A 19,691-nucleotide genomic window follows, 5' to 3' on the forward strand; every position below is an offset into this window, starting at 1 on the left:
GGATCTCCGTTAGTACTACAGATAAGGAGTCTTCCCCACATGGACCTACGAGGTTCAAACTGCGGCACCTGCCACTGTGGCAGCGTTCAATTCGAAGTTGATCTCCCCACCGGCTTTCAAGACCTGAGTCGTTGCAACTGCTCAATGTGCGCGCGGCGTGGTGCTGTCGTGACCTCGGTTCCCCTTGATGCCTTCAGAATCTTACAGGGTGCAGAGAATTTGACCCTCTATCAGTTCAATACCAAAACGGCTGAACACTACTTCTGCTCTACCTGCGGGATCTATACACACCATAGACGGCTCTCAAACCCCAATCAGTTTGGGGTGAACGTGGCGTGTATAGAGGGGGTGAACCCCTTTGAGTTGGGCGATATTCCTACCACGGATGGCATCAACCACTCGTCCGATCGCCGCTGATCGCTAATTGCAGGTTAGTCCCGGCCTGGTGGCCGGGACTCGGTAGCCAATAACGTCCGTTCAACCAGACAGCAATTCGATCGGATAGCGGATAGTCGTCCTGTCGACACCCGGGCGGGCGCCGAAATCCACCAGCCGCAGACGATTGCAGATTTTCTTCTCAAGGGCAGGCTCGTTCAGGGTGGATTCCACCACCGAGCAGCTTGAAACCGCCCCACTCTCTTCAATCACCAGTTCCGGCGTTACGCTGCCCTGCAGTGAAGGTTTGCGGCGCAGTTCGCGGTTGTAGATGCTGTAGATGGCCGACTTGTTCGCGTCCATGGTGCGGCGGAGCTCTTCACGGCTGCGCTTGCTGGCCGCGGCCTGTTGCTCGCGCTCGGCGGCTTTTGCCTGGGCGACCACTTCTTCGGCTTCCTCCACCTGGGCTCGTTGCCGTTCCGCCAGGGCGACCTCTCGGGTTTCACGAGTCAGGCCGGATTCGTCCACACCGGAGCTGCGGCCGGTGTTGGCCTTCTGTGCCAGGGTATCACCGGTCTTGCGGGCGATCGGTTCCGCCGTTGTGACGGTGGCCGGGGTGTCCAGTTTGACGGATTTGCCCAGGGCACTCAGTTTGGACAGCTCATCGCCCATCGCCAGGATACCGGTGTTTTTTGCCTTTTCACGGGCTTTTTCGACGTCCTGCTGTGTGGGCTCCGGCTTCTCCGCCACCTGGGGCTCTGGTTCCGGTTCTGGCTCAGGTTCCGGCGCTGGCGGCTGTACCTGGGGCTCGGGCTCGGCGACGGGCTGCTCTTCCGGTTCCGGCTTTTCGGGTTCAGGCTCGGGTTCCGGTGCTTTCAGTTCTGGGGGTGGTGGCGGTTCCTGTTTCTCAACAATCAGCTTGGCCAATTGCGGCGGCAGGGCTTCACGCTCTTTGCGGTCCTGCTCCGGCAACTCAACCCAGGTGATGTACGCAGCCGCCACAATAAACAGTGGGATCACGAGGGTGGCAACCGCAAACAAGCGCTTGCGTTCTCCCGCCTCCTGATTCCAGGGCAATCCCTGACGATACTCTGCCACAGCTAGGCTCCCTGCTCTGTTTTCTGGTTTACAGCCAGTGAAATACTGGCGTAGCCCGCGTCCACGCAGGTGGACATGATTTTCTTCAGCAGTTCATAGGGCAGTTCGCGGTCGGCAAGGATGGTGATGGGGCGCCCTGCATCCGGTGCCGGCGCACTGGAGCGGCTGGCCTGGTAGTCCAGTTCTTCCTTCAGGGCGGGCTCAACCTGACCACCGAAGGCCTGGAGCACTTCCCGCTTCATCACAACACGGCCGTTCACCAGGATATCGTTGTCCGTGACCGTCAGCGCGAGCACATCACCCGGGGGCTGCTGGGCACTGGAGTCCGGCAGCTTGATGGCGTTGTCCTGGTTCAGCACCTGCACATCGGAGGATGAGTTCACCATCAGGAAGAACACCAGGATGGTAAAGATGTCCATCAACGACACCAGGTTCAGCTTGCTCTGTTGTTTGCCACGCCGATGATGGCGCTTCAGGCGTTTGGCTTTCGCAGACTCTTTCATGACTGTTCAGCCCTCTTCGGTGCGTCGCCCAGCGAGATCTCGGGAAACAGCTCGGCCTCGACCACATCACCTGCAACCACCGCTTCGTAAGAGCGCACCTTGTCCATGACCGACACCAGCGTCTGATAGGAGGTGTCGCTGGATGGCATAATGATGATGTTGCGTTTGTCCGGGAGCCTGCCCTTAAGCTCCTTCATGACCTTACCGAGCATCTCGAAGTCGTGGGCCGCTTCGCGGTTGGCGATGGTCTTGATCACGCCGCCCTGGTTGTCGGACACCACAAGCTGGTCTTCGAAGATGACAACCTGTAGCTGGAGTTCCTTCTGCTCTTCAACGGAACTGCTGTCCACGTCGGGAAAATTCAGTTCCAGCACGCTGGTGTGTGCAAACACCATATTCAGTAGCAGGACCGGCACCAGCACGATCATCAGGTTCATGAACGGTGTGATGTCGAGGTCCGCGTCACTGCGAAGCCGACGATGCTTACGCCTCATGGCTTTAGCTCCCTGATTGAACCGTTACGCCACTGACCCGGCGGGGTTGGCCGCACGGGAAGCAGGCTCTGCGGGGCGGGCAGCAGCCGGTGCCTGCGGCCTTGCGCCTGTTCCGTCGGTGATCAGGTTCAGCACCTTGATGCCAGCCATTTCGAAGCTGTCGATGATTTCGTTGGTCTTGGTCTGGAGCACGGAGTGGATCAACAGCAGCGGGATCGCGGACATCAGGCCGAAGGCCGTGGTGTTCATCGCTACGGAGATACTCTGGGACAGCAGGCTCGCCTTCTGAGACGGGTCCGCCGAAGCAACGGCGGTAAAGGCCGCGATCAGGCCGATGATGGTGCCAAGCAGCCCCATTAGCGTGGAAATGTTGGCCAGGGTGGACAGGTACTGGGTGCGCTTCTCGAGGCGAGGCATGACTTCCAGAAGCCCCTCTTCCATGGCGTACTCGATCTCTTCCCGGGACTGGCGACGGGCCAGGCGCTGGAGACCGAAGCCGATCATGGAGGCCATGGCACTGCCGGACTCGGAGGCATAATTCAGCGCGCCCTTCAGATCCTTACCACCAATCATGTGGTGCAACCGGTTGAAATCCCGGCGATTGGTAATCTTTTGGGCAGAGAGGTAGATGTAACGTTCGGCGGCAACGATGAGTCCGATAATCAGCACGATGGCAATCGGATACATGAAAAAGCCACCTTCCTGGAAGAAGCGAACGGCGGTTTCAATCATTTTCAGGGCACTCCATAGTCCGTGTTTGCAGGCTAGTGTATGCGGCAACCGCCCCGGCAGGGGTAAGTTCGCGCAAGTCTTTGTAGCGGTTTGTTTTTACATGCGTATGTGCACAAACAACGTGTGACGCAGCTCTCATTCCGGTGTTGCATCGGGGCGTCCGGAGGTCTTGCCATCCTCCACGGAGGCGCGGAAATACTGATGATAGGACACCAAACGCTGGAATTCCTGGCGCTCCAGGCGCGCGATGGGGCGCTGGAGCATCAACCGCTCATCCGGCCGGGCCAGTGACTGCACGGCCGGAGCCTGCCAGGGCACCAGGTAGAGTACCGTCGGCACTTCCTGATCGCCCCGGATGCGCGTGCCTTCAATGGTCACAACACCATCCTGGGCAACGCAGGGAAATGCAATAATCGACAGCAACAGGCTGAGTAGATATTTTCTGGCGGTCATAAACGGTTCCTGACATCAAAGATCCAGTCCTTGAGACGGGGATTCGGCTCTTCCACCAGCGACTGATACTGTTCGTAGAGAGGCAATGCTTCCTCCAGCCTGCCGAGGTAGATATCCAGCAGGATGGCCAGGTTCAGCATGGCTGGCAGGTGATTCGGGTCGGCTTCCAACGCCTGCCGGTAAAGGGTTTCCGCCTGCTCGAACTCGCCCTGCTCCCGGGCCAATACCCCAAGATGGGTCAATGCTGCGCTGTGTTCCGGGTCACGTTCAAGCACCTGCCGGAAATACGCTTCCGCCTCGTCGGCATTGTCTTCTTGCAGGGCAATAATCCCAAGATTGGCCAAGGGTCCGGTTCGCTCTGGGTCGGCCTGATGGATCTGCTCAAACAGATCCCGCGCGTTGCCGCTATCCCCTCCCCTGAGCAAGGCAACTGCCTCGCTGAATTCCTGGGTTAACTCGGCCTCACGGGCCTGGCGCTCTGCCTCCGCTACATCTGCCGGATCGGTTTTGGGCGAGGACGCACAACCGGCCACCAGCACGACAGCCAGCAGCAGGCCCACTCTCGTCCAACCCCGGAATGACCTAGCCCAGCTCATCGACAACCTCTACGGTGATTTCAGGTTTGTTGTAGCGGCCCGGCAACAGGGTTTTCAGGGCTTCGTAACTGCGCTGAACCCATTCGTCGAAAATACCGTTGCGGGCGCGGCTGGCGTTCTGTTCGTGAATATCGATGGCGTTGTCCTCAAACGGATAGGCCTGCTCTTCCAGCAACAGTTCATACTGAGCCAACTCCAGCTCCGACAATCCTTCCGGGCGCTCGGAGTCCATCAGGTCGCGGCCGAGGCGTGCATAGATGTGCGCAATCTGATAGCCGGCTTCGGTGGAGAAGGACGATACGCCGTAACTCACGGTTTTCTGGTAGGCGATAACGGCCTCTTCCAGCGCTTCGGTCTTGGCCGCCATGCTCTGATTCAGGGGCAAGGTCAGGCGAATGCTGTCGTAATACGCCAGCGCCTCCCGGGCGAGGATGGCCGAGGCCTCGGCCGCCAGGTAACGCATGCGGTCGTCTGCCTCGTCGGGATTGTTGTCCACCGCATCCATTTGCTTCCTTAGCCAGAAACGGCGGCTACTGTCGTCGCCAATCTCGTCGTACAAGCCAGCCAGGCTGTTGCCGGCTTCCATGTAGACGTCCAGTGGTTCCGGATAGGTATTGGCGTACCGCCGCCAGGTATCGATGGCCTTGCCGGTATTGCCCGCACGCTCGTACAGATCCGCCGCGATCAGCAGGGTTTCGCGCTTCTCTTCTTCCGTGGTCGCCATGGCAATGAGGTTGTTCAACTCATCCCCGGCTTTCTCCCATTGTTCTGTCTCGCGGTAGGCTAATGCCAGACGCGCCGGCAGGGAATCGATCTGCTCGTGGTCGGGATAGCGGGACCGGAACGCCACCATTACGTCGATGGCATCCTGCCAGTGACTGAGTTCGATCAGCAGAGTGGCAGCGTCGTATTCGGCGTTTGCCCGCAGTGCCGAGGTTGGCGCAACCTCACCCACACGCAGGAATTCACTGACCGCGCCCGCGGTATCGCCGGCATCCGCCAGCGCTTCTGCCTGACGGAAAACGGACGCGGCCAGGCTTTCAATAACACCCGGACGCCGTTCATCGGTTTCAGCCATGACTCGCAGTGCCTGTTGATAGGTGGCTTCCGCCTCGGCGTAGCGGCCCAGCTCAAACAGGCTGTGGGCTTTCAGTAACCCGGTTTCAGTCAGTATCTCCGCCCCGGGGGCGGGAACGCGGGCGATCATGCGATCCGCCATTTTCACCACCTGCCCGTAACGGCCCCGCTCAAATTCATGCTGCATGGCGATGTAGAGCACTTCTTCCGAACGCGGGTCATCAGGGAAAGCATTGACGAACCGTTGGCGATTCAACTGCTGGAACTCGGCGTAGTCGTTATAGGTTTCAGCGGGTTCCCGAGGCCAGGTCCTGGCGTACTCCCGGAATGCCAGAACAGAGGCATAGCCGGCCTCCGCGGCGCGTTCGGGAGGCTCGCCCTCCCAGGGAAAGTCATAGGCCACACGTTCAAAGGCTTCGATGGCTTCCGGCCACTGGGCCAGTTCTACATGGGTTTCACCCAGCAGGAACAGCATCTCCGGTGTGCGGGAATGGGTCGGGAAGGTATCCGCAAAGGCATCGTAGTACACCGCCGCCTGGCGATAGTGTTCATCCGATTCCAGGCCTTCTGTCTCGCCCGCCAGCACATAGTGGCGGTTGGCAAGCTCCGGAATCAGTTCTTCCAGTTGCTGCCCGATATATTGTGCTGTTTCGTCATCGGCCTGTTGCAAGTAGGCGCCGTGAATGCCGTAATCCCGAACGAACGCTGCCTTGCGATCCGGTATGTCGGCGGTAAAGCCGGCTTGCGCCAGGGTGTCGATGATGCGCATGTGGTATCGAGGCGCCCACGGGCTCAGTGGCCGCGCATCGATGTAGCGCTCGAACACGTCAATGGCGTCTGTGTATTGCTCCCGTTCCAGCAGCAGGTCGCTGTAGCGGTCATACACGAGGATTTCATAGGGTTTCTCGCCGGTCTCACGGAAGATGGCCTGCAGGGTGTCCGCGCCGTCCAGGTAGGACAGCGAAAGCCCGAACACGCGGAACAGGTCTTCCATCATGGTTCGGTATTCCTGCCCGACGGATTCCACGTCCTGCTCTTCGGGCATCACCAGATCCAGTACATTGATGTAACTGAACAGCGCTTCCCGATAGTCACCCTGCTTGAACTGGCTCCAGCCCAGCATGTAATGAGCGTTGACCAGGAACGAGGCGTCGTCCCTTCTGGCCGGGTCGGCGTCGATCACCGTACGGAACGCCTGCTCAGCCTCGGCGTAACGGCGATTACTGAACAGCAGGTCACCGCGCCGGAACTGGGCCTCGACCCAGAATTTCGAATCCGGATGCTCGTTCACCAGCGTCGTCAGTGTGGCAAGGTGCTCATCGCTCATGCCGCGTAGATCGTAGGCGCGGGCCAACTGGTAAAGAACCTGATCATTACCGGGTCGCTCCGGGTACTCGGCTAAAAGCTGTTCATAGGCCTCGATGGCCCCGGCCATCTCATCCACAGCGGTTTCAACCATCGTGTTTTCCGCCCGCTGGAACTCCAGGTCCGCCAGCCGGTGACGCACGGCAACCTGTTTGGCGGGGTCTTCCAGCAAAGGCAGCAAGGCGCGGTAGCTGTCCATCACCTCGTCCAGGGATACCTCACTAGCACTATCCCCGACGCTATCGGGCGTGGGCTCGATGGATTGAAGAGTGGCCAGTGTCCCGGGTTGAGGCTGCCTGTCATCCCCGCCGCCAAAGACATCCGGCATTGAGAGCGACTGGCAGCCTCCGAGAAAGCCTGCAAAAAGCACTGGCAGCAGGGCATCCAGGCGCCTGCGGATGACTGGCTCAGTCACGGTCACCTCCCGCTTCGGGGGCCGGGCTTACCGTCGCACCATTGCGACCAAGGAACAGCGTGTCCGCCAATCTCGCCGCTGCATGACGGGTTGCCCTGAGGTACCCCTGCACTTCCTGGCTCTGTTGCAGAAGTTCAGTATCCACCAGGGTGAGCAGCTCCGTGCGTGCTGCCGAGAGCGCCTTGTTCACCTCGCCCTGCAATCGTTGCAACGCGGCCTGGCGGGCCGCTACCCGGGCAGCCAGAGCCTGGTTCTCGCCACCCGATGCCATCTCCTGTTCAATCAACGCGCGCTGATCAACGAACACATTCATGGCCCGGTCCAGTTCCCGCAGCTGCTTTTCGGCAGCCCAACGATTGACCGCGTAATCATCGGCAAGGCGCCAGTTGAAGTACGCCTTCATCCGCTGGAAGGTCTCTCGCTGTTCGCGAGTGGATTCGTCATCCGGCAGTTGCGACAGGGTCTGCTCCACCTGCGCCAGTCGGTCCGCCAGTTCATGCTGTTTCTGCGTCATGAAAAAGCGCAGGTCTTCCCTGGCCAATGCGTCTTCGATAGCGCTGCGGTACTCCGCCTGTCGCGCCAGCCATTGATCCGTGTTGAGCGCCTCTAGTGCGTAGCGGGTCTCGCGAATACGTTGTTCCCGCTGTTGGGCACGGGTTGCCAGCATGATATCGAAGGATTCCAATTGCTTCTGCCACTGGCCAAGGGAATCCTGCAATCGATAGAGTTCGTGCAGATCACGCAGGGAGAGTTGAAAGCGCTCGGTCGCCAACAGACCAGCCAGGCTGTAATTCTCGGGCCTGACCTTCACGCGTCCGTAGGCATCGGTCAGCACGGTTGGCGTTCCCGGTTCGGGACGCGCCAGTGCCGGGTCCATCGACCCGACCTGTCCAGGGCTATCACCCTCACGCCCAAAGCGAAGGGCGTCGACCAATCGCGCTTCAGTCAACTGCTCCCGCTCACTCGACAGGCGGGTGTTCAGAGACTGGTAATGGCTGGCAGCCTCGCGGTAGGCCTGGAGCGCCTGCTGCTGGCGCCCCATCTGCTCGAACAGAAAGCCGCGGGCATAGGGCACCTGCTGCAGCCAGGGTGTAAACAGGGGGCGTTTCTGAAGAGTATTCAACGCTTGCAACGCCAAGCCCGCTTTGCCCTCTCGGGAGGCGGCAACCGCGTAGTCAAACAGTGCCTCGTCGGAAAACACGCCATCCAGGGCAATTTGTTCAAGGCTGGCCATCGCGCCTGCAAAATCGCCCCTACTGAGGTGAAGCCGGCCCATGGAAAGTTTTACCCGTTCGCGGAGCGCAGACATTTCATTGGCCAACGGTGGCTCAAGTTCAGGCTGCTCCCTGATCAGTTCGTCAAGCAGGTCATCAAGGCTGGAAAGATCGGCCATCGCGGCTTCCGTCTGGCCCTCTGCCAGCCGGCCAACCGCCTGGTTGTAATGCAGGTAGGCGCGCCAGGGGGAACTCTCCGGGAGCGCATCGATCAGTTCGTCAACTCTTTCCCCATTGGCCGACGCCGTTCCGGCCAAGGCCAGTTGACCCCGAAGGTACAGCCACTCGCGGTAAAGCTCTTCGTTTTCGTCCTGCAGCAGCTCGTCATCCACCCGCTCAAGGGCATCTCGTGCCGCGGCAGGATCCTGCTCCAGGTAGAACACCTTGCCCAGATAGAACCAGGCCTGGTTACGGGTGCCCGGCGCCACCGCTGCGTCCTTGTCCAGTAACGCCCGGAACAGCGCACCGGCTTCCTGAGTCATGCCGTAGGACAGCATCAGGCCGCCTTCCACAAGGGCTGGATGGTCGCCGTGACCATCGATGCCACCTTCCGCTGCGGCCACGTTGAGGCGGGTCAGCGCCTCGAACGCGTTGCCCTGGTAATACTCGTACAGGGCCACACCATAGGCGGGATCACTGGCGCGCTGCGGCAGTTCATCACCCACAGCCACCGGACCGTGAAGCAACGCCGCCAGCGCACTGGCCAACGTCAGCCCTGCAGGGGCACCTGCCGTCATTCGGTTCAGCCACTCAATCACAGGCCGCGTTACTCCCACTCAACAATGGCCACTTCGGGCTGGTAATCGGATGAGCGGTCGCGGATACGGACTTCCAGGGCGGCGGTATCCGTATCCTTCTGCAGCTGATAGGTCGCGGCCTGCTTGTAGGCCCGGTTATCCGGGCCAATACCCTCAACAAACACCGTCACCTCGTGTTCGCCCGTCTTGAGGTTGCCGATGTGCAGGCGCTGCATTCCGCCACGCTGCAGGGCCTTGGCCTGGCGCTCGGTATACAGGTGCGCTGCAACGGTTTCGTCATTGACCTTGAGCTTCACCGAATCCAGCTTGAGGAATTCGCCGGTGTCGAGGCTGAGAAACACCGCAAACTGGGTACTGGCGGGATACAGCAAGTCCTCTTCCAGAATGAACAGGTCCCGGTTCAGGCGGATCACCTGTTTTTTCAGCTCTTCAACGCTCAGGGCCACGGCACCGTCGTCGGTCCCGGATTCGCCATTGTCCTGAGCGGTAGCTGTCGGCAGCCAGAGCGCCAGTGCCAGGCTGGCAACGTGCAGTGCAAATGTGTTCTTCAGGGTCATCATGATGAATCGTTCCGACTCGGTCAGTATTCAAGAATCAGCGATGCCCGGGTTACAAAGGCATCGAACGAATAAAGGGGCTCCTGCCCCGGCAGGAAGTCGCCGGACGCAGTGACATCCCGGAAGTTGTCATAGCTGAAATCGAGCCAGTCCACCAAAAGGCTGGCCTGCAGGCGCTGAATGCCTGGCAGCGAGGTCTGTTTCCACTCGTACACCACGCCGCCACCGAGGGTAGTGCCGGAAAACGCACTCATTTCCTTGTCGCGCGCCAGGTGGGTCTGGGAGTTTTCGAAGGCGTAGAGGTCGCTGTAGAAATCCGCCTCGTCCTGGACGTAGTACCGGGCACGTCCCTCAAGCGTCCAGCGAGGATTCAGGGCGTGAACGTATGCGAGCTCGAAGGTCTGGGCGTCAATGCCCCAGCTGTCACTGAAATAGCGGAACTCACCGCGAATCGATGCCCGATAAGGCAGGTAATACAGGGCCCGGGTGGCAACGGAGAAACTGGTGCGGGTTTCCGGATATCGCTCTAGCTGATAGCTGAAGCCCCTTTGAGCATCAGGGTCGATGTAGCGATTGCGACGATAGGGATTCTGCAGATAGCCTTCGTCCGTCACCACTTCCAGGTCAACGCCCAGCAGGCTGTTGCGGGTCATGACCTGGCTCAGCCCAAGCTGGTAATTCTGGCGGTCAGCGTCTTCGCTGAACGATTCGTCCCCCCTGACACCCACCTCGTCCTGCCCCCGCGCATAACCCAGGGTGACCGTGGACATGCCGCCGAAGAATTCCTGACTGGCGGAGAAGTAGACGGTGTTGGCTTCGTAATCATTCTCTGAGCTGTTGGTGTAACCCAGGCTCAGGATGGAGTCCTCATGGAGGTAATCCACCCCGAGTGTGTATTCCGTGCGCTCTTCGGTGTACTCACTGGCCAGCGCCACCACATCCACGGATGCCGCAGATACCATGTCCACGTAATACTGACCGGACACCGACACCTGAGGCCCCACGCTCTTGCGCACCAGCACCGAAGGGCCGTCAATCACCATACCTCCGCCCTCATAGCGGTGATAAAGGACATCCACGTTATCAACCGGCAGGGTAGCAGCCGTGGCGAGTTGGCTGAGCAAGAGCCAACCCACCAGGCCGGTTACCAGGGCCGATAAAAACCCGGCGCGATCAGTTACAGCCACAACCACCTCCGGAGCCACCTTCAGCCCCCCGTGCGGATTCACGGGCCTGGTAAACGTGATGCATATAGGAGTCGGCTTTGCCATGCCGGCTCAGGCTCATGACTGGGTCCGCAAGCTTGTCCCGCTCATAGGGCTTCACCCAGGGCTTGATGTCGCTGCACCCGGCAGCTCCCACCGTCATGAGGATCACGATTGCTGACGCCATCACTGCTTTGAAAGGGTTCATACACTTACCTGCCTCAGGCTATTCCCGCACCAGTTGCCGGATCTGCGTTTCGTATTCGTCTTCATAGCCGGGCTGATAGCCATGATGGAGGAAACGGGCGTTGCCATCGCGGTCAATCATGACCGTAGTCGGCATGGCCTGGACTTCGTATTGTTCGCTGACATCGCTTTGCGGGTCATAAAGGATCGGATAGCTGACCGGCACCTTGTCCAGGAAGCGGTGCGCTTCGTCGCGGTTCTCGTCCACGTTGACCGCCAGGATGGTAAAACCGAGATCCTTGTACTGAGCGTACAGGTCGTCCATCAACGGCATTTCCTGACGACAGGGCCCGCACCATGACGCCCAGAAGTTGAGCATCACCACTTCGCCACGGAAATCCTGTAGCCGCAGGTTCTCGCCCTGACGGCTTTCCAGGGTGAAGTCCGGCGCGGGAATGTTCAGTTCCTCCGCCTGAACGGATGAAACGCCTACGAGCGTGGCCAGTGTCAGGGCCAATCCCAAAAACCGTGTTGTCATCATTGACTCCTGTTGTCAGAAAAAGACAGTGAGGCCACCGCTGACCTCGGTGTTCATGGACGTTTTTTCCTCACCCAGCACATCAATCCGGTAAAAGTGTTCACGCACCCCCAGATGGATCGATACGCTGTCGGTCAGTAAAACCTGATAGCCCGCACCCACGTTGACGGTAAACCGGGTGTCACCGGCAAAGTCCGTGGCACCGGCCCCGCCGATCAGATAGAAGTTGGTATTGAAGGCGTAGTTCTCGGTCAGGAAGGCCTCACCGGGCAGCACATTCATGCCAATATTGATGTTGTAATAGCGGTAGTCCCGGTCTTCGTCCGACAACACCTGAACGTCCCCGGCCAGCTTCTCGAAACTGGTTTCGCCGCCCTCGGCAAACCCCACGTTGGCCTCAAAAAAGAAAGTTTCGCTGAGGTGGTAGGTCAACTTGCCGCCCCACAGGAACGATGACTCAAAATCCTCGATATTAATGATGCCGGCAAACGCACCGATCTCGAAATTCTCGGTGTCGATCAACGCCTCGTCGACCTTCTGGGGCCGCACATCCGGCTCAATCAGTGGCCGGTCGTCCTCCTGAGCGCTGACAGCCGTTGGCACCAGCAGCAGGCCCGCAAACGGCAGGACGGTCAGAAGAATATGCTTAGTCCGATTTTCCATTCTGTTGCTTCTTCGTTGGTTGCCCGATTGGTGAAAATTTTATAGTCCTTGACCTCGGCACGGATGAAATAGTTGTCCGTGACGTAGGCGCGCACACCCAGGCCGGCGTGCCCAATGCTGTTGTCCCGGTCTCCGGGGTCTGCCAGGGTGGCCTTGGGCTCAATAAAAATATGCCCCACACCCAGCGTGAAGAACGGCGAAATACGCCAGTGCGGAAACGGCTGGTGCACGATGTTCGCGTTCACCATGCGAATCTCAGAGGCGCTTCCCAGCACCTGCGACCCCCACAGCTCTGCGGACAGGTTGCGGGTCATCAGATAGCCGCCGTAGATGGCGGTTACCGCCGCACCCTCGAACTCGCCCATCATCAGCCCGGCCTCCCAGCTGCGGCTGCTGAAGTTGTCGAACCGTGGATCGCTGAGCGAGACCTGCTCACCCTCGCCATCCAGTGTCAGTTGCACATCATCCACATGCACCCAGCCTTCCCGTCCCTTACGGTCGGTGACCTTCAGCCAGGAAGTCTTGCGCATGCGCAGTGTCAGCCATTCGCCCTTTTCACTGGTATGGAACACCGGATAGCCCACGGCCGGCCCGGTGCGCCATTCCACAAACGGCTCAGCCACCTGTACCTGAGGCAGCGGCTCGTCGGCACCGCCCCACAGCCAGTCGGCGGTAGCGGACAGGGGCGCGGTCAATAACAGCAGTATCAGGGCCAGTCTCATGGTTAACCGTTCAGGTCCTATCAGTCCGCCGGAGCATCAAAGGGGTTGTTGTAATACTGGCCACCAACATCCAGCCATTCGGCAAGGAGGCGCAGCTCGGCAGGGCTGAGGAAGTATTCGTGACTCCCTCCAGCACGAAACCGGTTGAAAAAGTTGCCGCTGGCCCGGGCTCCATTGACGGACATAGTGGGAGGCACATTGACGTTCACCAGGATGGGGATGGGGTTATCGTCATCGTCCAAAATCAACTCGCCATCTTCGTCCCGCAAGAACTCCCCAGACTCAACCTGCACGTCAACGAGCTGGTCACCAACCAACTCCTGCTCATTGTCGTTAAACAGCAACTCCCGGTAGGACTTGAAATGATCGGGCTCATCCGGCGAGGCGCCGTCACTCAGATCCAGCTGTGCAATCGGCAATTGTGTTGCGTCGGCTGCGTTGGTGTCCGAGTGACACCCTGTACAGGTGTAGTCCTCGACGTTGCCGCTGCCGTCATCAACGATTCTTTCAAGCCCCCACAGCGGATGGATGTGCTGCTCATAATTGATAACGGTTCGACAGGCGCCACGCCAGTCATCAAAGCACTCGGGGGTAACCGGCGCGGGCGTTTCAAGGTCCGCATAACTCAGCGAGAAGGCTGTGCCCGGTGTGAGACTGGCATCACCGGGATCGGTCCACTGGTCGACATAGACAGCGTCTGGCCGGAGGCGACGGATATCGTTAATCCGGGCCCAGGTTTCCGCCATGGTTTCACCCATGTCTGCGAAGAGTGCGGGGTCGGTGTTCGGGAATTCAATGCCGGTGGTCGGCGCGCCCGCGTACACCGGAGCTGGCCCTGCATCCGGGCGGCCATGGGGCACCGTACTTCCCGGATTATGGCAACCGTTGCATGCCAGGGTTTCTCCGGGCCTGACGTTCAACCAGTTCTGGTGGCGGGGGCCAATCCGTCGCCCTTCATCGTCCACCACGCTGATGGCAAATGCGACGTTGGCGGGCACAGCCACTCTCACCGATCCATCCGGCTCAACCGGAACGTAGCCAAGAATTTCCCGCATTGACTGCGCCTGGCTGCGGCCAAACGCCGTGTTGTCGAAGTCCCGGACCTCTTCATCGGGAATCGAGACCGGCTTTTCGAGTCGGAGGAAGCGCCTGGGAAGGTTGTCCGGAGGAACGATTGCCGGATCGGCTGTCTGCCGAATGCCTGCTGGAGAGGTATCCACGCCATCAATGTCGTAGACGCTGTGGATCTGAAGTATGCCAAGACCATCCTCTGCCAGCGCCGCCGCATCCCCGGTGAACTGAGATTCCGGAATAAAGGTCGGCAGCGAACGTTCCGTCATCAACACGGCCTCATCGAACTGCTGGCCTTCTTCAGGTGGCTGGATCGGTCGCTGGGTACCAGATGCCATATCCAGCAACCATAACCCGTAAACCGGGGAGGCGGCCCGATAGGCGCCCGAGGCGATCCTGCCCTCGGTGCAGTTGAGGATGTCGCCGTTGCCGCTCACGAGGCGTAGACGACAAGGACTCCAACTGACCAGATAGCGCCTGGTGCCGTCCAGAAAAGGTGACACCGAGCTGTAGTTACCCCTTAAGGAGATTTCGTCGGCCAAGGACAACCCACTGATTAACGGTGTCTGAGCCGAGCCGGAATTGCCATCAATGCCAATACTGGCCTCGACATAGCCCTCGACATCAATTTCGGCCGGGATGGTTCCGAAGTTATCGCTTTCTGCCGGCCGTAGTTGCGCCAACAGCCGACCGGAATCCGTCGCTTGCGGGCGGAGATACTCAATGTTTACGTCATCGCTGACAGAGCCATGAGAGTGGCGACCATAAAGATAACTGAGCCCGGTGCCGTCTGGATTGACCTTGTAGAGGTTGAACCCGTTGCCCCGGGTCTGGCCAGCGTTGTCCCAGCGACTGAACACAATGGTGCCTTCATCGGTCACCAACGGGTCCAGATCGTGGCTCTGATTGAACGTGATCTGCTCGATGTTGTCCCCATCAGCATTCATCACATGCAAGACGAACGCGGGAACTTCCCGCTCCTCGTCAAGAGCCGGATACTGGGGCTTACCCTCATCCAGAAGGATCGCCCGGGACACACGTTGTCGTGTGGACGCAAAGACTATGCGGTCGTCCGGCAGATAGGCAGGAGCGATATCCTGTCCCGCCTCGGCGGTGACGTCCGATTCGATAACGCGCCGGATGCTACCGGCAACCGCGTCATACTCCCAGATATTCCAGGTTGGTTGTTCATCCTCATCGGCATCCTCAATCTCCGGCGCCCTCATGGCAAAGAGAACGCGGGTGCCATCGTAGGAGACGGTGAGATCCTTGACGTCATAGCCAAACGGTCCCGGGAAAGCCGATGAAGTGATGTCCCTCGAGGGAGCGTCGGGAGACGCACGATCCTTCAGGAACAGGCGCGCGCCCGGACGGAACTCCGTCGGGTCAGCAAGGTTGTCACCGATCAGTGCGCCGTTGTTGTCGTCAAATAGCAAAGGGCGTTTTACAAAGACAACGGGGTTCTCAACAACCACAGGGTCACTGGACTGACTATCGCCGCCCTGGAGGCAGCCCGCCACCAGCGCGACAGGCAGAAGTGCGGAAATCCGGCCCAAAACAGCCAGGAAGCACCTTAACCCACTGACGCGAAAATACATTTTATTTTCGTAATGCTTAGTCACCACCAACAAACCCTGTTTGGCCTGAAAATCCATTTACATACGCTAAGTCGAGTCGGCGCCTGTGCTCCAAGGCTTTTACGTAACGCAATGTAATAACGTGGAGCAGCCCTCAAAACCGCAGTTAATCGCTCGCCTGGACTTTGAACAATTGTAAAATGGCACTAATGTGCGAATGCTAACGAAATCGAGGGAATCGATCATGACAGTCTTTTGTACGACCCGGCAACTTTTTAAAAGGACATTTTTACTCACTGTCCTGCTGGCTTTGGTCGGAACGCACGCCCTTCATGCAACCGCCGGCCCCAGGGAACAAGCCAAACGCATACATGAACGCATTGCTGGTGTACCGCCCTCGCCGGAGGTGCTGGATCAGATGGCGACTGACATCAGCAATAACGGCCAATCCGGTGCCGTTTCAGCGGCTTACACGGCCATGGATGACCCGGCGTTTTACGATGTTACCCTCAAAAATTTCGTCGCACCATGGACAAATGAGGCGATGTCGCCCTTCGTGCCGTTGAATGATTACACGGCAACGGTCATCGGTATTGTGCGGGATAATCATGATTTTCGGCGGGTCTTATATGACGACATACTCTATGTTGGCAATTCGAGCCTGAACGGTATCTCGGCTTACTCAACGTCGAATAACGATAACTATGAGGATCTTGAGCGCTCCGGTTATTCCCTCAGCGATGAAAGCGTGCTGGAACAAACTACGCAGTCCAGTCTCAATCCCGAACTGCCAACCGGGGCAACCGCGGGCATTATCACAACCCGGGCGGCAGCGCGGGCCTTTTTCAGCGCCGGCACCAACCGCGCCATGTTCCGCTTTACCCTGCTCAACCATATGTGCAACGACCTGGAGCAGGTCGCAGACGTTTCCCTGCCACCGGACCGCATCCGCCAGGATGTCTCGCGGAGCCCGGGTGGCGATAGCCGGGTATTCCTCAGCAACTGCGTTGGCTGCCACACCGGCATGGACCCCATGACCCAGGCCTTTGCCTACTACGACTACCAGTACAACGCCGATACCGACCCTGATGGGGAACTTGGCAGGCTGATCTACAACTCCGTCAACGACGTGGACCCGGAAACGGGTACCCGCGTTGTCGCCAAATACCACATCAATTCAACCACGTTTGAGCAGGGGTATGTGACGCCAGACGATGGCTGGGACAACTACTGGCGTTCCGGCAACAATCGTCGCCTGGGCTGGGGCCCAGGCACCGGCTCCGGCAATGGCGCTAAAAGCCTTGGTATGGAGTTTGCCAATTCCGACGCCTTTGCCCAGTGCCAGGTGAAAAAAGTATTCCGCAATGTCTGCCTGCGAGAGCCCTCAAACGATAGCGACCGCTCAAAAATCACCGAAATCGTTACGAGCTTCCGCAGCGGATACAACCTCAAAACCGCCTTTGCGGAATCTGCCGCGTATTGCCGGGGGAATAGGACATTATGACAACCATCATCAGGCAAGGAACCGGAGCCCCCATAGCGCTATTCTCCGTTTTTGCGGCCCTGCTATTTCTAGCAGGCTGTAACAGTGGTGAATCCACCGAAGCCCTTCCGAACACCGGCGGCGGATCCAATACCGTTAACTACAGTGGCCCGGCACCAGCCACCGACGATGTACTGAATTTCAAGCGCAGCGTCTGGGATGAGCTCTCGGGCCAGAACAAGTGTGGCGCCTGCCACAACGCTGGCGGCCAGTCACCCCAGTTCGTGCATGAGGGCGACATCAATATTGCCTACGCCCAGGCCAACACCATTGTTAACCTGTCCGACCCCTCCCAATCCGAGATGGTGACCAAGGTTGCGGGTGGCCATAACTGCTGGACAACGTCCGTCACCGCCTGTACTGATCTGCTGACGGTCTATATTTCCAACTGGGCTGGTGGCTCTGAAGGGGCGGTAAAGACCGTGGAGTTGCGTGCCCCGGATATCAACGAAGTTAACGACACGCTTACGTTTCCGGACGATCCGTCGCTCTTCCAAAGCAGCATCTATCCGGTGTTAACCGACTACTGCAGTGAATGCCATACCAGCAATGGCCAGACGCCTTACATTGCCAGCACGGATGTGCAAACAGCTTACGACCAGGCCAAGAGCCGGATCGACCTGAACGACCGGGCGCCGGAAGTCAGCCTTGATGATGCGTCTTCACGACTTGTTGAACGACTCAGGGACGATAGTCATAACTGCTGGGACAACGACTGCGTTGAATCGTCGATCGTAATGCTGGCAGCGATCCAGAATTTCATCTCCGATCTCGGAGAGCCCGAGCCAATCCCCGCAAACCTCGTGACCAGCAAAGCACTGAATCTGGTCAATGACGGCTTGCTGGCCAATGCCGGTGGTCGCTACGAAGACAACGCTATAGCGCTCTATGAGTTCAAGGCAGGTGAAGGCCCAACGGCTTTCGACACCAGTGGCGTGTCTCCGCCCCTGAACCTCACTCTCAGCGGCAACGTTGGCTGGGTCGGCGGCTGGGGGGTTGAGTTTGGCCCGGCCTTCGAAACCGACGATGGCGCAATGATCCGTGCCGGCAAGGCTCAGGGATCCACCGCCGACAGCCGCAAACTCCATACGCTGCTTACAGCCTCCGGCGAATACGCCATCGAAGCGTGGGTCGTGCCCGGCAACATCACCCAGGAAGACTCCCGCATCGTGACCTACTCCGGCTCCTCAACAGCACGTAATTTCACGCTGGGCCAGGACATGCAGAGCTACGAGTTCCTGCATCGGAGCACCACCACCGACCAGAACGATCCGATGTTGACCGAAGCCAACCCCATGCTGTTGCAGGCAACCCTGCAACACGTGGTGGTGAACTTTACCCCCGACGGTGGCCGCGAAATTTTTGTGAACGGCGAACCCTCCGGTGATGTCGATCCCGATTCCGCCGGCCTGCTGACAGAGTGGGACAACAGCTTTGCGTTAGTGTTGGGTAACGAGACGGACGGTGAATCCCCCTGGGAAGGCGCCGTCAGAATGCTCGCCATTCACAACCGCGCCCTCACCGCAGAGCAGGTTGCCGCCAACTATGATGTCGGCGTTGGACAGAAATTCTTCTTGCTGTTCAGCGTGTCTCACCTGGTGGATATGCCCGAAAGCTTCATCGTGTTTGAAGTCAGTCAGTTCGATAACTACGGCTACCTGTTTTCCAACCCGTTCTTCATCAGCCTCGACGACACTCAATCGCCATCCGGAATACCGTTGAAAGGCATGAGAATTGGCATCAATGGCCGTGAAGTGGTGGTGGGCCAGTCGTTCGCCAATCTGGATTTGACGCTGAATGCCAGTGACTACGTGACAGGCTCCGGTCAGCCGCTATCAAGACTCGGAACGGTTCTCGCCCTTGAGGAGGGCCCGGAAATTGATCAGTTCTTCCTGACCTTTGAACAGCTGGGCATCGGCAATACGGACGTTCGGGTCGAAGGCCCTGCCCCGACACAGCCACCGGAAACTGGTAGCACGGAATTCTCCGCCATTGGCCTGAAGACGTTTGACGAAGTGAATGCGTCCATGTCGAAGGTGACGGGCATTCCGACCACCCAGCCGGGCGTCGCCGAAACATTCACAACGGTTAAGCAGCAGTTGCCGACCGTGGAGGACCTTGAAGGCTTCCTGTCATCTCATCAGATGGCGATTACGCAGATGGCGATCCAGTACTGCGATGCCCTGGTGTCGGATACCACGCGCCGCAATGCCTTCTTCCCGGGTTTTGACTTCGATGAAGATGCCGGCACTGCGTTTGACGACGCTGGTCGTGCGCTCATCAAGGCGCCATTGATGGAGAACTTCGTCGGTACAAGCCTGAGCACTCAGCCCGCTGATGCGGACATTGAAACCGAGCTGGACGCCCTGATGGGACGCCTGGCTCCCTGCACTGGCGATTGTGATGACCGTACCGAAACCGTTGTCAAAGCGAGCTGCGCCGCCGTACTGGGCAGCGCCGTGACACTGATCCAGTAGAGGACGTTGACC

General features: G+C 58.9%; 18 protein-coding genes. 3 read left to right on the plus strand and 15 right to left on the minus strand.

The window, feature by feature from the left end; translation table 11 throughout:
• The first annotated feature begins 39 nt into the window (after positions 1-39).
• The gene (locus AC13D2_RS14970; protein WP_286748876.1) at positions 40-417 is read left to right on the plus strand and encodes a GFA family protein; all 378 of its coding nucleotides are present in this window, start codon (positions 40-42) and stop codon (positions 415-417) included.
• A 60-nt stretch (positions 418-477) separates the two neighbouring features.
• On the opposite strand, the gene AC13D2_RS14975 is transcribed toward AC13D2_RS14970, so the two are convergent.
• From AC13D2_RS14975 to AC13D2_RS15045, 15 genes are all read right to left on the minus strand, one after another.
• Entirely contained in the window at positions 478-1,473 is a 996-nt protein-coding gene (locus AC13D2_RS14975; RefSeq protein WP_292049346.1) for an AgmX/PglI C-terminal domain-containing protein, read from the minus strand.
• 2 nt (positions 1,474-1,475) lie between these two features.
• On the minus strand, positions 1,476-1,976 hold the full coding sequence (locus AC13D2_RS14980; protein ID WP_007153671.1) for an ExbD/TolR family protein: 501 nt from the start codon (positions 1,974-1,976) through the stop codon (positions 1,476-1,478).
• A complete protein-coding gene (locus AC13D2_RS14985) occupies positions 1,973-2,470 on the minus strand; it encodes an ExbD/TolR family protein (protein ID WP_007153670.1) in 498 nt (165 codons plus the stop codon). Before AC13D2_RS14985 ends, AC13D2_RS14980 begins: the two co-directional genes overlap by 4 nt.
• Positions 2,471-2,494: 24 nt before the next feature.
• On the minus strand, positions 2,495-3,202 hold the full coding sequence (locus AC13D2_RS14990) for a MotA/TolQ/ExbB proton channel family protein (RefSeq protein WP_292049347.1): 708 nt from the start codon (positions 3,200-3,202) through the stop codon (positions 2,495-2,497).
• A gap of 135 nt (positions 3,203-3,337) precedes the next feature.
• The gene (locus AC13D2_RS14995; protein WP_292049348.1) at positions 3,338-3,655 is read right to left on the minus strand and encodes a hypothetical protein; all 318 of its coding nucleotides are present in this window, start codon (positions 3,653-3,655) and stop codon (positions 3,338-3,340) included.
• Positions 3,652-4,251, minus strand: a complete 600-nt coding sequence (locus AC13D2_RS15000; RefSeq protein ID WP_292049349.1) for a tetratricopeptide repeat protein — start codon at positions 4,249-4,251, stop codon at positions 3,652-3,654. The genes AC13D2_RS14995 and AC13D2_RS15000 overlap by 4 nt, the downstream gene beginning before the upstream one ends.
• Positions 4,238-7,108, minus strand: a complete 2,871-nt coding sequence (locus AC13D2_RS15005) for a tetratricopeptide repeat protein (RefSeq protein ID WP_292049351.1) — start codon at positions 7,106-7,108, stop codon at positions 4,238-4,240. The genes AC13D2_RS15000 and AC13D2_RS15005 overlap by 14 nt, the downstream gene beginning before the upstream one ends.
• On the minus strand, positions 7,101-9,140 hold the full coding sequence (locus AC13D2_RS15010; protein ID WP_482938855.1) for a hypothetical protein: 2,040 nt from the start codon (positions 9,138-9,140) through the stop codon (positions 7,101-7,103). Before AC13D2_RS15010 ends, AC13D2_RS15005 begins: the two co-directional genes overlap by 8 nt.
• 8 nt (positions 9,141-9,148) lie before the next feature.
• Entirely contained in the window at positions 9,149-9,700 is a 552-nt protein-coding gene (locus tag AC13D2_RS15015) for an AraC family transcriptional regulator (RefSeq protein WP_421844681.1), read from the minus strand.
• A 20-nt stretch (positions 9,701-9,720) separates the two neighbouring features.
• Positions 9,721-10,884 carry a DUF3570 domain-containing protein gene (locus AC13D2_RS15020; RefSeq protein ID WP_482938856.1) on the minus strand — a complete coding sequence of 388 codons (1,164 nt, stop codon included), beginning with the start codon at positions 10,882-10,884 and terminating at the stop codon, positions 9,721-9,723.
• Positions 10,871-11,110 (minus strand): DUF4266 domain-containing protein, encoded by a 240-nt coding sequence (locus tag AC13D2_RS15025; protein WP_292049355.1) that lies wholly within the window; start codon positions 11,108-11,110, stop codon positions 10,871-10,873. The genes AC13D2_RS15020 and AC13D2_RS15025 overlap by 14 nt, the downstream gene beginning before the upstream one ends.
• A gap of 18 nt (positions 11,111-11,128) precedes the next feature.
• Positions 11,129-11,626 carry a TlpA family protein disulfide reductase gene (locus tag AC13D2_RS15030; protein ID WP_300498892.1) on the minus strand — a complete coding sequence of 166 codons (498 nt, stop codon included), beginning with the start codon at positions 11,624-11,626 and terminating at the stop codon, positions 11,129-11,131.
• A gap of 15 nt (positions 11,627-11,641) precedes the next feature.
• Entirely contained in the window at positions 11,642-12,289 is a 648-nt protein-coding gene (locus tag AC13D2_RS15035; RefSeq protein WP_300498894.1) for an outer membrane beta-barrel domain-containing protein, read from the minus strand.
• Positions 12,259-13,011, minus strand: a complete 753-nt coding sequence (locus AC13D2_RS15040; protein WP_421910983.1) for an SH3 domain-containing protein — start codon at positions 13,009-13,011, stop codon at positions 12,259-12,261. Before AC13D2_RS15040 ends, AC13D2_RS15035 begins: the two co-directional genes overlap by 31 nt.
• A 20-nt stretch (positions 13,012-13,031) precedes the next feature.
• Positions 13,032-15,680, minus strand: a complete 2,649-nt coding sequence (locus tag AC13D2_RS15045; protein ID WP_300498897.1) for an HzsA-related protein — start codon at positions 15,678-15,680, stop codon at positions 13,032-13,034.
• 397 nt (positions 15,681-16,077) lie between these two features.
• Here AC13D2_RS15045 and AC13D2_RS15050 point away from each other — a divergent pair, with 397 nt between their 5' ends.
• Positions 16,078-17,163, plus strand: a complete 1,086-nt coding sequence (locus AC13D2_RS15050; RefSeq protein ID WP_482938857.1) for a hypothetical protein — start codon at positions 16,078-16,080, stop codon at positions 17,161-17,163.
• The gene (locus AC13D2_RS15055) at positions 17,160-19,679 is read left to right on the plus strand and encodes a LamG domain-containing protein (RefSeq protein ID WP_300498901.1); all 2,520 of its coding nucleotides are present in this window, start codon (positions 17,160-17,162) and stop codon (positions 19,677-19,679) included. Before AC13D2_RS15050 ends, AC13D2_RS15055 begins: the two co-directional genes overlap by 4 nt.
• The last annotated feature ends 12 nt before the right edge of the window (positions 19,680-19,691 follow it).

The sequence above is a fragment of the Marinobacter sp. B-12 genome, from assembly GCF_056857915.1.